General features: G+C 42.0%; 12 protein-coding genes. 5 read left to right on the forward strand and 7 right to left on the reverse strand.

The window, feature by feature from the left end; all coding sequences use genetic code 11:
• Window positions 1-8 precede the first annotated feature (8 nt).
• Window positions 9-4301: a S8 family peptidase gene (locus IRB79_RS09145; protein WP_243509319.1), complete on the reverse strand. Its 4293-nt coding sequence runs from the start codon at window positions 4299-4301 to the stop codon at window positions 9-11.
• Between the two features lie 725 nt (window positions 4302-5026).
• Here IRB79_RS09145 and IRB79_RS09150 point away from each other — a divergent pair.
• The 5 genes from IRB79_RS09150 (at window position 5027) to IRB79_RS09170 (ending at window position 9561) form a co-directional block, all read left to right on the forward strand.
• Window positions 5027-5563, forward strand: coding sequence for an RNA polymerase sigma factor (locus tag IRB79_RS09150; RefSeq protein WP_243508177.1), 537 nt, complete (start codon window positions 5027-5029; stop codon window positions 5561-5563).
• The gene (locus IRB79_RS09155) at window positions 5538-6146 is read left to right on the forward strand and encodes a hypothetical protein (protein WP_243508178.1); all 609 of its coding nucleotides are present in this window, start codon (window positions 5538-5540) and stop codon (window positions 6144-6146) included. The genes IRB79_RS09150 and IRB79_RS09155 overlap by 26 nt, the downstream gene beginning before the upstream one ends.
• A 215-nt stretch (window positions 6147-6361) precedes the next feature.
• Window positions 6362-7657, forward strand: a complete 1296-nt coding sequence (locus tag IRB79_RS09160; RefSeq protein ID WP_243508179.1) for an ABC transporter substrate-binding protein — start codon at window positions 6362-6364, stop codon at window positions 7655-7657.
• A 60-nt stretch (window positions 7658-7717) separates the two neighbouring features.
• Window positions 7718-8695: a carbohydrate ABC transporter permease gene (locus tag IRB79_RS09165; protein WP_345798930.1), complete on the forward strand. Its 978-nt coding sequence runs from the start codon at window positions 7718-7720 to the stop codon at window positions 8693-8695.
• Window positions 8692-9561, forward strand: a complete 870-nt coding sequence (locus IRB79_RS09170; protein ID WP_243508180.1) for a carbohydrate ABC transporter permease — start codon at window positions 8692-8694, stop codon at window positions 9559-9561. Before IRB79_RS09165 ends, IRB79_RS09170 begins: the two co-directional genes overlap by 4 nt.
• Window positions 9562-9596: 35 nt before the next feature.
• Here IRB79_RS09170 and IRB79_RS09175 read toward each other — a convergent pair whose 3' ends face one another.
• The 6 genes from IRB79_RS09175 to IRB79_RS09200 all read right to left on the reverse strand — a co-directional run bounded on the left by IRB79_RS09175 (window position 9597) and on the right by IRB79_RS09200 (window position 14077).
• On the reverse strand, window positions 9597-10340 hold the full coding sequence (locus IRB79_RS09175) for a hypothetical protein (RefSeq protein WP_243508181.1): 744 nt from the start codon (window positions 10338-10340) through the stop codon (window positions 9597-9599).
• Between the two features lie 149 nt (window positions 10341-10489).
• Window positions 10490-11257: a TatD family hydrolase gene (locus tag IRB79_RS09180; RefSeq protein WP_243508182.1), complete on the reverse strand. Its 768-nt coding sequence runs from the start codon at window positions 11255-11257 to the stop codon at window positions 10490-10492.
• Between the two features lie 12 nt (window positions 11258-11269).
• On the reverse strand, window positions 11270-12004 hold the full coding sequence (locus IRB79_RS09185; RefSeq protein WP_243508183.1) for an ABC transporter ATP-binding protein: 735 nt from the start codon (window positions 12002-12004) through the stop codon (window positions 11270-11272).
• A complete protein-coding gene (locus IRB79_RS09190) occupies window positions 12001-12768 on the reverse strand; it encodes an ABC transporter permease (protein WP_243508184.1) in 768 nt (255 codons plus the stop codon). The genes IRB79_RS09185 and IRB79_RS09190 overlap by 4 nt, the downstream gene beginning before the upstream one ends.
• Entirely contained in the window at window positions 12765-13058 is a 294-nt protein-coding gene (locus IRB79_RS09195; RefSeq protein WP_035327424.1) for a thiamine-binding protein, read from the reverse strand. Before IRB79_RS09195 ends, IRB79_RS09190 begins: the two co-directional genes overlap by 4 nt.
• Window positions 13059-13072: 14 nt before the next feature.
• Window positions 13073-14077 (reverse strand): ABC transporter substrate-binding protein, encoded by a 1005-nt coding sequence (locus IRB79_RS09200; protein WP_243508185.1) that lies wholly within the window; start codon window positions 14075-14077, stop codon window positions 13073-13075.
• Between the last annotated feature and the right edge of the window lie 100 nt (window positions 14078-14177).

The raw sequence follows: 14177 nt of genomic DNA on the forward strand, positions 1-14177 counted from the left end.
GATTTTTACTACTTTTTAGTGCTGTTATTCTTCTTTTTCGCGTTAATCCACAGTTTGCCTTCTGCTGTCTTGCGAGTTTCATTGCCGTAGTCATCCGTTACCTTCACTTCAATTTCGGCACCAGGTGCCTTTACATTTGAAGTGGCAGTATAGTAGCCGACATAATGGCCCGGGGAAGTTTCCATCATTGGAAGCTCAGTAGCGTTATTCAGCTGTCCGCCGGCATTTGTTAAAGGCATTCTAATGGCAAACGTAGCTTTTAACCCTGGTTCGCTATCAAATTCGATTTTTACCGATTCGCCTTTTTTAAGTTCTTTATCTTCTGCAGGAAGAAGATTTTCTATGGCAGGAGCGGTGTATTTTGCATCGACCGTTATTGTTTTTTCTTCGGTGTTCTTCGCTTTATCCTGTGCTGTTACCGTAATGGTGTTTTCACCTTCATCCAGCAGGATGCGAAGAGAGTATTCACCATCTGTAACCTTTGCTGCCTGGCCGTTTACTTTAACCCAATCAAGGTTATCGTCTGAAACGGTTCCTTTAACAGTGACTGTTTCTTTGTTTGTTTTAGATTTATCTGCAGGACTTGTTATTGCCAATTCCGGCTTAGTTTTGTCATATATTACTTTTACAGGTTCAGAGGCATCAGTAGATCCTGACTCTGTAGCTGCCTTCGCAGTAAGAGTATTTTCCCCTTCGGAAAGTGAAACTTCACTTGAGAATGTACCTTCTTCAGTTGTTTCTGCTGATGCGACTTCCTCTCCATTATTAAATACTTTTACAGTAGTTGTAGGAGCGGAAGTACCTTCAACTGTAACTTTACCTTGGTTTGTGAAGGTTCCGTCAGCTGGAGAAGTGATGACAGGTGCAGTTACTTCATAGTTCACTGTCGCACGGATCATATAGTTTCCTTCATCCTCAGGAGAAGGAGACCATGCTCCGCCAACAAGCTGCCAGCTGCGTCCTGCATTTTCTCCATCCTCATCTGTTCCAAGACCAGGAGCATTTGGATTCGGTGCTGATTGGATATATACCAGATAGAAGTCACCATTAGTAACGATTCCTTCATCACTTAGGTCTATATGTGTCCATTCACCGTTTCTTAAAGCTGTTGCTTCAAATGGTCCAGCCAGCTTTTTACCAGGTGCTCCATCTGGTCCGCTTGCATCGTATACTTCTACTTTGAAGTCTGTTCCGCCAGGAGTCGGCCAGCTGGTATCCCAGAAGCGGAATAAGCCGCCAGTCACCATTGCACTGTCATGGCCGGATGCAAGGGACATTTTAACTGCCCAGCCATTGCCGGCATCGTAGAATGCACGTGCGTTTTCAGCTGTACCATCATCATATCCGATTTCACCCGGGTATCCGATAAATGGCTTTAGCTCAATATTTTGATCTAGTGAAGAGCCGCCTTCGATCGTAATGCTCTGCTCCTTGCTGTAGTAGGAAGGTGCCATAGCTTTTAAAGTGTATGTGCCTTCGTAGGCTGTGATTGTATATTCACCGTTTTCATTAGTTGTTACTGGCTGTACTGCCGCATCTTCTATTAAAAGAAGCGTAGTATTCGCAACAGGCTCTCCAGTTGCTTCATTTGTCACAACACCTGTGACTGTCCCTTTTGGTATTTCCTCAAGGACGAAATTTGCGGTTGCTTCTCCATCCTGCGGGATATTTACGCTTTGCGTTTGAGAACGGTAACCGTAAGCTTCTGCCATTACCGTAAACTCGCCTGAAGCATGTGTCATTTCATAAGAACCATTCTGCGGATTTGTAAATATGGATCTGCCTGATTCCAGCACACTTACTTCGGCAGTAAGCGGAAGCAGCACAGGCGCAGGCTGCTGCTGTTTATCATCATCTTTTGCAGGAGCATTCTTTTTAGGTACAATGCTATCCGGATTTACCTTTTCTTTCTTTAGTTCTGCAGAAGGTTTATCTTTGCTGATGCCCGGCTGAGCTTTACCTGCAGGTTCAACTGGAGTATCAGATAATTGGACATCATCGATATACCAGCCTTGCTTCTGAACAGATCCATCGGTAGTCATATTGAATGCTACATAAATTCTCTGTCCTGCATACGCACTTAAATCCACTTCTGCATTTACCCAGTCTGTTGTATTACCGTTTACGCGAAGAACCTGTTCCCAGTTTTCCATGTCAGTTGAAACGAATACATGGCCGTAATCATAACGGTTTTCAAGCTCGTGCCATTGCTTGAACTGAAGGTAGGCATTGCCTTCCGGCAGGTCAATAGGAGGCATCTGCAGATTCATGTTTGCTCTATTGGCATAGGTGCCGTCCAGATTTGTAGCATATACTTTCTCTCCCGAAGCAGCACTGCCAGGACCTGTTGTTGGGACACCCCACTCCCAGCTGTTTTCCGGTCCATATGAAGTCCAGCCGACAGGCTGTGATTCAAAGTCCTGAGAATAGCCGATGCTGATTCCAGGTCTTACTGCAACTTCATAGGAGTCAGTTTCAGTTAAATTTCCGCCAAAATCATTTACCTTCCATTTATAAGTTACGGAAGGTTCGGCGATGTCTTCTCCAGGAATAACTGCCTGGTAAGTACCATCTTTATAGTTTCCAGCTGTTATTTCGGCCTCAATGACTGCCCAGCTGCCGTCAGCTTTTAAGTATTCAAGATCAACTCTTGTGACGCTTACATTATCTGATGCCGTCAATTCAAGTGCCAGATTCATTCCTGCATATGTTTCCTGAGGTGCTTCGTGATTGGCTGCAGGAGCTTCTGAGTCGTCTCCTTCTTTTGCAACCTGGCCTTTAATTTTTCCAAGACCGGTAAGTACGGAAGAAACCGCATCGAAGGCGTTGACGAGCCCATATCCAAAACCATTATTTGGTGTCTCAGGATAAGTACCATTTGTCAGTGGAGTAGAGGTAGTCAGTAAAATTTCCTCCATCTCTTCAACAGTCAGACTTGAGTCAACCTGGCGGAGCAGCGCGGCAACCGCGGAAACATGCGGGCCAGCCATGGAAGTTCCATTCCAGCCGCCTTCATATCCGCTTCCAGGTACTGAGGAACGAATGTTAACACCGGGTGCAGATACATCAGGCTTAATTTCATCGTATGGTGATGGTCCCAGCAATGAGAAGCTGCCTAAACCATTATTAATATCTGTCGCACCAGTTGCGAATGATTCCGGGTAGTTAGCCGGTGTAGCAACAGAACCGGGTCCGCCAGGATTAAACAAAGTTGTGTTTCCGGCAGAGAACTCTGGGAAAATTTCAGCTGCCCGCCATGCCTGAACCATTGGGCGATACCACTCATCCAGCCCAGGTCCGCCGCCCCATGAATTGTTGACAACATCCGGAGCTTTTTCAGGATGCGGGTTTCCTTCAGCATCCTTTGGAGCTAGAATCCATTCACCGGCTTCAAGCAGATCTACGTCAGTTCCTCCGCTTGCAGTGAAGGCTTTTACTGCAATCCACTTCGCACCAGGTGCAACACCAATCTGATTGGCTCCATTTGGCTCGGATCCAACCATTGTTCCAGTTACGTGGGTCCCATGTCCCTGATCATCATATGGTGCTGTCTGGCCTGCTGTGGCATCAAACCAGCTGAATTCATGTGTTGGAGAATCGGGTTGTGCAGGGTTATAGCCCCGGTATTTTTCTTTTAACGCCGGGTGGTTCCACTGAACACCTGTATCAATGGATGCAACGACAGTACCAGATCCGTCGATTCCCATTTCCCATACAGCAGGAGCGCCGACACGGTCAATATTCCACTCGATTGAACTGGTTTCTGCTTGTGTTTTGAGAGCTTTTTCGGCTTCCTTTACTGGCTTATGAAGCTGTCTAGTTTCGTTTGGAAGGATTTTTTCTACTTCAGGAAACACCGCGATTTGTTCCATAACGTCCTTTGTAGCTGTTACTGCAATGGCATTGACGATGTAGAAGGATTGAACATCTTTTGCCTTGCCGTCTTTTTCCTGCTTTTTAAGGAAATCTGTGACATGGCCTTGAGTTTCAATAGCTGTAGATCTTAGTGAGGATAGGACTGCAGAGCGTTTCATGTACTTGGATTTAGAGGCTGTCAGTTTTTGGGATGCAGCCGCTTTTTCAGCTTTCTTGGCTGCTGCTGAAGTATCAGCTTGTTCTTTAAACTTTATCAGGAATGTTACTTTATCTTCTTTATCAAATTGTTTCAGCAATGAGCTGTTTATTTTGCTTTTTGCTGTCTGAGGTGCAGCTTTCTTAACTGAGGTATGCGGAGAGCTCTTACTTTCGGCTGATCCCATGCCTGGGAACATCAGCGGCAAAATCAGAAAAGCTGTCAGCATCACATAAAGAATGCGATTCAATGATTTTCTTTTTCTTTTCAAAAAATTCCCTCCTTGTTTTGTTTAATTCCTTAAAAAGCGTTTTCTGGCAGAAAGAACTCAATCACCTCCTAAGGGTATTTTCCAAAAATGGAAAACCCTTCCGTTAACAAAAACTTTAGCTGAAGATTCAGTTGGAGATTGTCGAAAAATGAAGTTTGCTGCTGTGGAAAGAATAAAATAGCTAGAAGGTTTTAGAGCATTCATAAGGTTACAGTCTTAAAGATTCAACTTAACCTGGTTATATCTAGATGAAAAGAATCATTTTTACACAGAAAGATTGGAATAGTAATAATTTTTGGAAAAAATAAGAAAAAGGAGGGAGGCAGTATTTTCCCAGAATGATAAAATGAATAAAAAGAGGGGGAGCTTAAAAGATCGCCTTTCATCAATACAATAGGAAAATAGGAAATAAATTATCTGAAAATGGGTATTTTGAAGTGTAACTTTCTCTGTATTTACTTGTTAATTGCAGCTGGAAGAATGGTTACAGTGAAAATAACTCTTTCTTCGGAAATTTTCTAAATTAGTACGATGGAATCAGAACATCTGGCAAAAATAGGATAAATGAACAGGATTTGGATTTTGGTTTACCTGAAAGTTGATTTGAATATTTTACATAAATATTGGAAAAGTGTTTCTTTTCTATTTTTCATTCGTCTAATAATACGCGAGGGGGCGCCACAATGGAGAGAATATCGGCAGAAGCTTTTGAAGATATATACAGCGAATACAGCGATCGAATTTATGGATACATATTTCTTCTCGTGAATGATAAGGAAGTCGCCGAAGATCTGACACAGGACACCTTTATAAAAGCTTATAAATATATGAGCCAATTTAATGGGGAGTCCCAGATCTTTACTTGGCTGGTCCGTATATCAAGAAATGTAGCCATTGATTATTTGCGCAAAAAAAACAGATTCAAATTTTTCTCAATTGAAAAATTCCAGCTCCAATCAGATGAAGATACTCCAACAGAGATTATGATTAAGGGTGAAAAAGTTACACTCTTATATGAAGCAATCCGCCATTTGAAATTAAGCTATCAAGAAGTGCTCATTTTGAGAAAAATAAAGGAGTTTTCCATCAAGGAAACGGCCGAAATCTTGAATTGGAATGAAAACAAAGTAAAAATCACCACTTCCAGGGCACTCGCAGCACTAAAAAAAGAATTGCAGAAAAGGGGGGAAATCCATGAAGAACTCATTCGGATTCGATAATTCTTTTCGTGAATTGGACCGTATTCCGCGATCGCAAAAGCAAAAGCAGGATAGCCTGCAAAAAATATTGAGTGGTATAGAGGATAGGCCTAAAAGAAAGAAAAATATTTTTCCGCGATTTTTATCTGCTGCCGCTGTAATGGCTGCTTGTATCATGTTCGCTTTCATTATTTTTTCTGAGGATTCAATGACAAGGGGCAGCAGCAGTGCAGATATGCTTGGGAATAGTTTTATCAGTCAAACAGCTATTGCTCTATCAGAAACTGAGAATTCCTTCTCTGCTGAAGGAACGTATTCTGCTGAAACTGCGACTGTAAAAGATGAAAAGTGGGAAAAGGCTGCAAGAACTGCCATTAATTCGGCAATGCCTGCAGAGGCCGCAATCGACTCCAAACCACTATATGATATCCAATTTATTATTAAAGGCAAAGACCCACTTAAGGTGAAAGTCTGGAACGAGCATGGTGAGGTATATTTCAAGTCAATGGACAGTGAGATCATGTATGCAGTTCCTTCTGAAGAGGGTGCCATATTCATTGAGTATTTGGAAGCCATTGCGAAAAGCATTCAAAAAAATCTTTAATTCAGACTCCTTTTTAGGGGTCTTTTTTTATTAGGCGAAAAGGCCTGAAAATTTACATATTCCGAGAATTTTTTCAAAATAATGTTTTATCCCCAAATAACAGGGTAGTTCTATCTTAGTTGATAATTAATTTATTTGCTGGCCAGATTTTCCTTTGCGCAGAGGATAGGCATAAGCTTTAAGCTGAAGATTAAATATTATTTAGGGGGAGCATCATGAAAAAAGGATTAATCTTTATCATTTCCGCCATCCTGCTTATTGGCACCTTGGCAGGCTGTTCGGGTGAGGAAAGTGTTCAGGCAGAAAAAACGAAGGATGGAAAAGTCATTGTTGATTTCTGGAGCTTCTGGGGTTCAGAAACGAGGCGTCCAATCATAGAAAAAATCATAGAGGATTTTAACAATTCACAGGATGAGATTTTGGTAAAGCATACATATTTGCCCTGGGGAGATATTTGGACAAAGAACCTGGCATCCGTTGCAGCGGGAAACCCGGCGGATGTTATTATAAACGATATTAATTCAGTCGCCCAGCGCGCTGAAAATGCACAATCCGAAGATTTGAGCAAGTATATCGATGAATCCTTTAAAGATCAATTTTATCCTCATTTATGGGAAACTGTAATGTACGAGGACAAACCTTATGCAGTTCCATTCAATACAGATACAAGATTGCTATTTTACAATAAAGATGCTTTTAAAGAAGCTGGACTTGATCCGGAAAAGCCGCCAGCAACATGGGCGGAGCTGGAGGAGTACGCCGCAAAGCTTGATATAAAGGATGGAGACCGCTATGAGAGAGTTGGCTTTTATCCACTATGGGGAAGCATTGGTGCCGCTAGCTGGATGACAAGCGCTGACGGCGGAAAAGGATTCATTCAAGATGGAGAACTTTATATTAATACACCTAAAAAGCAGGAAGCGCTTCAATGGCTGCTGGGATGGAAAGAGCGTCTTGGTGAGAAGACAGTTCAATCTTTTGAAGCTGAATTTGGCAGTGAGCAGTCAAATCCATTTATTGCAGGCAAAGTGGCAATGTGGGTTGATATCGGCACGTTTTACACACAAATTCGTGACTACGGAGAGAATATGAACTTTGGGGTGGCCCCAATTCCTGCATATGAAAAAGGTTCGGGGAATTGGAGCGATGGCGGCGGTTTCGTAGCTGAAATACCGAAAGGAGCCAAACATCCTGAGGAAGCTATGAAATTTATTAAGTATTTAACTGGCCCCGAGGCACAAAAATACTGGGCAATGAAAAACTATGATAATGTCGCAAATAAAGAAGCTGCAGAAGCAGTTGTTAAAGAGCTAAAGGGCGATGATAAATACGTATATGAAGCTTCGGTGAAGAACCTGGATCAAACGCAATTGTTTCCGGTTCCAGTAAAGTATCCTGATTACCAGAACCGCATCAATCCGCATATAGACAATGTGCTGCTGGGAAAAACAAAGCCAGAAAAAGCGCTGGCAAAAGCAGAGAAAGATGTTGAAAAACTAAAGAGAAAATAGAACAAAGAGAGAAGGATACATCCTTCTCTCTTTATAAATAACTAAAAGAAGGTGTATGGGTTGAAATCATATGATACAACGATTGCGCGCCGGGGAGCGGATCTTGCGGGCAAGAAAGTAAAGACATCACGCAGACGGATGTCCCGCCAAACAAGAGAAAATATCTTTGGCTATCTATTTATCAGCCCGTGGATAATCGGATTTCTGGGATTGACACTTGGTCCTCTTTTATTTTCCCTATTTGCAAGTTTTACAGATTATAATATTACTTCAAGAATGAATTTTATCGGCCTTGATAATTTTAAACGCATGTTTACAATCGATGATCTTTTTAAAACGTCTTTATGGAATACTCTTTATTACGTTTTATTCTCTGTCCCGCTGACTACTGCAGGGGCGATTTTTCTGTCGGTTCTTTTAAATCAGAAAGTAAGAGGCATGAAATTTTTCCGCACACTTTATTATCTGCCTGCTATCCTTTCAGGTGTTGCGGTTTATTTTTTGTGGATGCAGCTGCTAAGTCCTTCAACAGGACTGGTTAATACGTTCCTAGCATGGGTTGGGATTGAAGGGCCAGCATGGCTGTTTGACCCTGAATGGACGAAACCAGCTTTGCTTTTAATGAAAATGTGGAGTGTCGGCGGAGGGATGCTGCTTTACCTTGCAAGTCTGCAGGGAGTTTCAGCTTCTCTGTATGAAGCAGCGGATCTGGATGGGGCAGGTGTTATGCAGAAATTCTTTTATATCACCCTGCCAATGATTTCACCAATCATTTTCTTCGATGTGCTGACCAGTACCATAGGTTCCTTTCAGATCTTTCAAGAAGCATATGTCATGACAGAAAACGGAAGCGGAGGACCAGGAAACTCACTCCTATTCTACAATCTGCATATGTGGAATAATGCGTTTGAAGTGTTTGACATGGGTTATGCATCTGCAATGGCCTGGCTGCTGTTCATTGTCGTAATGATACTGACAATCATTAATATGAAACTCGGCAAAAAATGGGTTCATTATGAGGGGGGAGATAATAAATGAGGACTGCCGCAGCACCGAAGTTTTATGAGACAAAAAAATTCAAAGATAAAGTAAAGCAGACGATTATTTTTATCGTTTTATTAGCAGGAAGTGTACTGGTATTATCTCCTCTGTGGTGGATGGTTTCGACATCATTGAAATCCCCCTCTGAGATTGCCCAATATCCGCCTACCTTTGTGCCAAAAGAATTCCATTTTTCCAATTATGTTGAAGCCTGGAAAACAGCGCCGTTTACACGCTGGGCAATGAATACGTTTTTTATTGCCTTTTGCGGAATGGCTGGAAATGTTCTTGTCAATTCGCTCGTTGCTTATGCATTTGCGAAAATCCGTTTTAAAGGAAGAAATGCTTTGTTTATAGTTGTGTTATCAACCATGCTGATTCCAGGGTTTGTTACGATGGTGCCTCAGTACATTTTATTTTCGAAGCTTGGCTGGGTAAATACGTATCTGCCGCTGATTGTTCCAGCTTTTTTGGGGAGTGCCTTTTTTATCTTCCTTTTGCGCCAGTTTATGATGACCATTCCTAATGAACTGATAGAGGCAGCAGTACTTGATGGTGCGAATCATCTGCAGATCTGGTGGCATATCATGCTGCCGCTGACGAAGCCGGCTCTTATTACAGTGGCCATTTTTTCATTTAATGGGGCATGGAATGATCTTCTCGGACCATTATTGTATATAAATGATGAAAGTCTGTACACACTGCAAATCGGGCTTCAGACCTTCAAGGGAACATTGCAGACACAATGGCATTACCTGATGGCGATGTCAGTCATGGTTCTCCTGCCTGTTGTCCTGCTATTCTTCTTCTTCCAGAAGCACTTTATAGAAGGTTCAAATATCGCATCAGGCACGAAGGGATAACAAAACCGGCTAAGCATCTGCTTAGCCGGTTTTGTTCATTGTATAGGGCAATAGGTTCTCCATTCCCCATCGACACAAACCTTATGGCGGGGAACATAACAGTCAATGACCACTGAATCAGGATTCAGCCCGCTTTCTTCAAGCTGGGATGAAACCGAAACCTCTGATTCAGTGATTGCTGATTTGCAAGGATAACCCCCGCGCCATTCATATTTTGTACAGTAGTAGCATAACTCGCCTGATGCCGTGATTTTATCGGAAGAAACAGCCTTGCTTTTGGTTGCTTCTTTAATCAGCTGCGTTTTCTTCATTTCTACCTCTGTCAAATAATCAGTAAAGGTGCTGTCTTTCGAGATATCTATTGTGGTTTCTTCATCTGACTTCAGGTCTTTTACATAAAAAGCCTGGTCCTCAATAAGCCTGCTGTAATCGACGAGCCGGACTTTTAATCCTTTTCCGTCGGACTCATATGAAAATGAAAGAAGTGACGAGAAATTAACGAGGGCTTTTTTATCTAAGAAAACATTTTTTTCTTTGTATTCAATTTCATATTGAACTGTCCAGCCATATTGTTTTCCTTTTTCATTAACAAGAGCTCTTGGCTTGGCGGCTGCATCTTTTAAAATGGAGGATTTAAATTCCTTAAACTCATCAGCCTTCAATACGGCTTTCATGAAATCTTTCTCAGTCAAATCAGCAGAACGGCTTTTGGGCTCTGCAGACACATTGCCTGAAAAGACTAGTAAAATAGTCAATAACAAGAAAATATATCGTTTCATCACATACCTCCTAAAAGTATTGTCCTATATAAGATTAACCCATATTTCCAAAATTAGGAATGGTGCGAAATGATTATATTTATCTGGTATATTTTATCTAATCTGAATAAAAAAACAGCCTTATGGAAAAAGACCGTAAGGCTGTTTAATCAATCAATATTATAGAAGCTTTTTGTATTATCATATAGCTGCTTAAGAGCGCTGCTGAAAGCTATTTCTTTTAGTTCAGCCAGGGTGCTGATGGAATGGGCCATCATAGCTGGATGGGTAGGCTTGTTTTTAAAAGGGCCTTCGAATTCCCATGGACCATCTGTTTCTGCCATCAATTTATCCAGCGGGTAATCTCGTACAAGGTCCTGTATTTCTTTTTCGTATACGATATCTGGTGTAAAGGAGATATAATAACCATTGGCAATCAGCCTGCTAACAGCTGAGGTGTCGCCTTTAAACCAGTGAAAATGAGCTTTTTTAATCGAATGCTTTTCCAATAAATTGCACACAATCGGTGCGTCATCATAAATAGCATGGAGGGCGATGGGCATATCCCACTTTTTAGCAAGCTTAATGAATTCTTCGAGAAGTTCAATATATCCGCCAAGCTGCTTGCTCCCATCAGACTTTAAATAGTATGGAAGGCCAACTTCTCCAACTGCAGCCATCTGCTCTTTGTAAATCTCTATCCAGCTGAAAAGCTCTGAAATATCATGATCACCAGGCAAATCCTGTTCAGGGTGAAAACCAAAGGCTGGTTTAACAAAGGGATAATTCTCTGCAAGAGCAAGATTTCTTTTGCAGGATGACAAATCGCTTGAAACTGTAATAAGTGAAAGCTGAAACGGCAACTCAAGAAACATTTTCTCTAATTCATTATTGCTGTACTTATCAAGATGAATATGGGCATCAATATACTTATCCACTGCTGTTGCCTCCTATTGATTTTTCAGCGTATGATGGATGCTCCTTTTGCAGGCAAGGAAATTTTCATCGAGAAAAAGTTCCTCCATCCTTGGCCTGTAAAAGGGTACCTTAAATTCTTGAATTACTTCAGCAGGCTTGCTGCTCAATACTAAAATTCGATCAGAGAGGTAAATGGCTTCTTCGATATTGTGTGTTACAAACAGAATTGTCGGCTTATGCACATTCCAAATATCAAGAAGCCATTTTTGCATATCATGGCGGGTAAGCTCATCTAAAGCTGAAAAAGGTTCATCCAGCAATATGATTGGCTGCGGGCTTAATAGTGCCCGGATAAAGGCAGCCCTTTGCTTCATCCCCCCTGATAATTCATGGGGATATGCATTTTCATAGTCGCCGAGACCAGCTTTTTGAAGCATTTTTCTGGCCGTTTCGGAATCGGTTTTTCCCATAATCTCCTGGCCAAGCAGAACGTTTTGGAGAATGGTTCTCCATGGCATCAGGGAAGGTGTCTGAGGCATATAGCTTATTGAACCGCGTTTGCCGTTGATCTTCACATTCCCAAGCGTTATGGAGCCTTCGTCAGGCAGGAGCATCCCGCCAATCAGGTTGAAAATGGTGCTCTTTCCGCTCCCTGATGGACCTAGAATCGAAACAAACTCCCCTTCATTTACATGAAAACTCAAATTGTCTAAAACCTGATTTGAATCAAAACTTTTGGTTAAATGATTAACTGTTAATTGTATCATTTCCTGCCACTCTCCCGTGACTTCCATTTAATAAGCAAACGTTCAGCCAGTAATATTCCTCCAAAAAACAACAAGCTTAACAGCATAATCGCAAAAATGGCAACAAAAACACGGTCTGTCCGAAATGAAGAAGAGGCCAAAGTCATATAAACACCTATTCCTGCTTTAGCTCCGAGCCATTCGGATATTACAGCACCCATCACACTATAGGTTGCGGAGATTTTTAGCCCTGAAAATAAAGAGGGAAGGGAATAGGGAAGCTCCAGCTTCCAAAACAGCTGTCCTTTGCTGGCCCCTGCCATCAGCATATAATGCCTAAGTTCTCCGGGGGTTTGGCGAAAGCCGTCCAATGCAGCAACAGTAATGGGGAAGAAGCAAACCAGCGTGATGACAATCAGCTTTGGAAGTATCCCGAAACCAAACCAAATAACCATCAAAGGAGCCAGAACAATTATAGGCACATTCTGTGAAAGTATGAGGAGAGGGTAAACCGACTCCCTTATAAAAGGCAATAAGTGCAGGATAACAGCTGTGAGTAATCCTATGACGGTGCCAATGAAAAATCCCAATAGGGAAAGAATGACTGTCGATTGAAGATGAAGGCGGAAGCCCTCCCAGCCCGAAATCGCTTCATGAACGATATCTGTCGGCGGAGGCAGGAGCCATGCAGGAACTTCTGCCAGGTTCACTGCCAATTCCCAAAGAATGAATAAAAGGAGGAGAACCGCAGCCGGCCTCCATCCTTTTCTGAACACATTTATCATGGACGGTATTTCTCCGTTAAATCACTCATTTCAATTCCGTCCGGCTGATATAGAATCTTAACCTGTGAGATAACATTGCTGCTTCCTTTTTCAATCATTTTTCTGTTCATATCAGCTATGATTTTCAATAAATGTTCTAAATCGCCTTCCATCGTTGTTTCGAGGGGATGCACTTCGTACTTAACACCGGATTGCTGAATGACACTAATTGCTTCATCGACATAAGGTATAACATTTTCCCCATCTTTTGTTTTCGGTATGATCTGAATACTTACAAGTGTGTTTGCCATATTATGAACTCTCCTTATTCCGGCAGGAAGTCATTTGTAAATGCTTTGCCGGCATTTAATTCTTTATCTAAAAGACCATTTTCATGCATCCAGTCTGCATAGTTTTCCCAGACCGCAAGCTTTTGTTCACCCCATCTTGAAGCATCATCCTGATAGCGGGGGGATAGCCATTCCTGGCTCTTTTTGACCAATTCGCTGTCCAGGTCCGGAGCATTCTTTAACAAAATATCTGCTGCTTCGCCAGGCTGCTCGATTGCAAATTCATAACCTCTGGCTGCTGCTTTTACAAATGCTTTGACAGTATCCGGATCATCTGCAATCATTTTTTCGCTGGTTGCGAGAACGGGCGTGTAGTAATCCAGTTTTTCTGAGTAATCGGTAAGGTAGACCATACTAATCTTTTCCCCCCGAAGTTCTGCTTCTACACCTGTCCATCCGTAATAAATCCATGCGAAGTCAATATCTCTTTTAACAGCTGTAAAAAAGTCCGCATCCCCCATGTTAACAATTGAGACCTTATCTACATTGGCGTCTTCCTCCTTCATTAGGGAGTCTATTACCGATTTTTCTACAGGAGCTCCCCAGCCGCCATAAGTTTTACCTTCGAAATCTTTCGGCGATTTAATGTTTTTTTCAGCAGGGGATGCAAAACCGGACGTATTATGCTGTATAACAGCTGCTATCGATACAAGGGGAACACCCTGTACACGTGCTTCCGTGATGCTTTCCTGATAGCTGACACCGAAATCAGCCTTGCCTGATGCAGTCAATTGATCTGCGCCTGCTTCACCTGGCATCATAATTTCGACATCGAGTCCTTCTTCTTTAAAATATCCTTTGTCCTTTGCGGCATATAAGCCGGTATGATTGGTATTGGGAGTCCAATCTAGTACAACAGTAACTTTTTTCAAATCTTGTTTGCTGTCTGCATCTACGCTTCCAGTCTGATTATCCGCTCCATTACCGGCACAGCCTGAAAGAAGCAGCAGTGTACAGATAGCTGCAATCCACTTTTTCATAAATAATCCTCCTAAAAACCTTTATGTAATAAGGAAAGTTAATGATAGTCTGCCCTGAAAAATAAAAACGCCCCGGTATAAACCAGGGCGCATATAAAAA

The sequence above is a fragment of the Cytobacillus oceanisediminis genome, from assembly GCF_022811925.1.
Taxonomy (GTDB): Bacteria; Bacillota; Bacilli; order Bacillales; family Cytobacillaceae; genus Cytobacillus; species Cytobacillus oceanisediminis_D.

Excerpts from the sequence above, each read along its gene's own strand:
- IRB79_RS09145 (WP_243509319.1), bottom strand. The coding sequence starts at position 4,301 with ATGCTGACAGCTTTTCTGATTTTGCCGCTGATGTTCCCAGGCATGGGA.
- IRB79_RS09150 (WP_243508177.1), top strand. The coding sequence starts at position 5,027 with ATGGAGAGAATATCGGCAGAAGCTTTTGAAGATATATACAGCGAATAC.
- IRB79_RS09155 (WP_243508178.1), top strand. The coding sequence starts at position 5,538 with ATGAAGAACTCATTCGGATTCGATAATTCTTTTCGTGAATTGGACCGT.
- IRB79_RS09160 (WP_243508179.1), top strand. The coding sequence starts at position 6,362 with ATGAAAAAAGGATTAATCTTTATCATTTCCGCCATCCTGCTTATTGGC.
- IRB79_RS09170 (WP_243508180.1), top strand. The coding sequence starts at position 8,692 with ATGAGGACTGCCGCAGCACCGAAGTTTTATGAGACAAAAAAATTCAAA.
- IRB79_RS09175 (WP_243508181.1), bottom strand. The coding sequence starts at position 10,340 with ATGAAACGATATATTTTCTTGTTATTGACTATTTTACTAGTCTTTTCA.
- IRB79_RS09185 (WP_243508183.1), bottom strand. The coding sequence starts at position 12,004 with ATGATACAATTAACAGTTAATCATTTAACCAAAAGTTTTGATTCAAAT.
- IRB79_RS09190 (WP_243508184.1), bottom strand. The coding sequence starts at position 12,768 with ATGATAAATGTGTTCAGAAAAGGATGGAGGCCGGCTGCGGTTCTCCTC.
- IRB79_RS09195 (WP_035327424.1), bottom strand. The coding sequence starts at position 13,058 with ATGGCAAACACACTTGTAAGTATTCAGATCATACCGAAAACAAAAGAT.
- IRB79_RS09200 (WP_243508185.1), bottom strand. The coding sequence starts at position 14,077 with ATGAAAAAGTGGATTGCAGCTATCTGTACACTGCTGCTTCTTTCAGGC.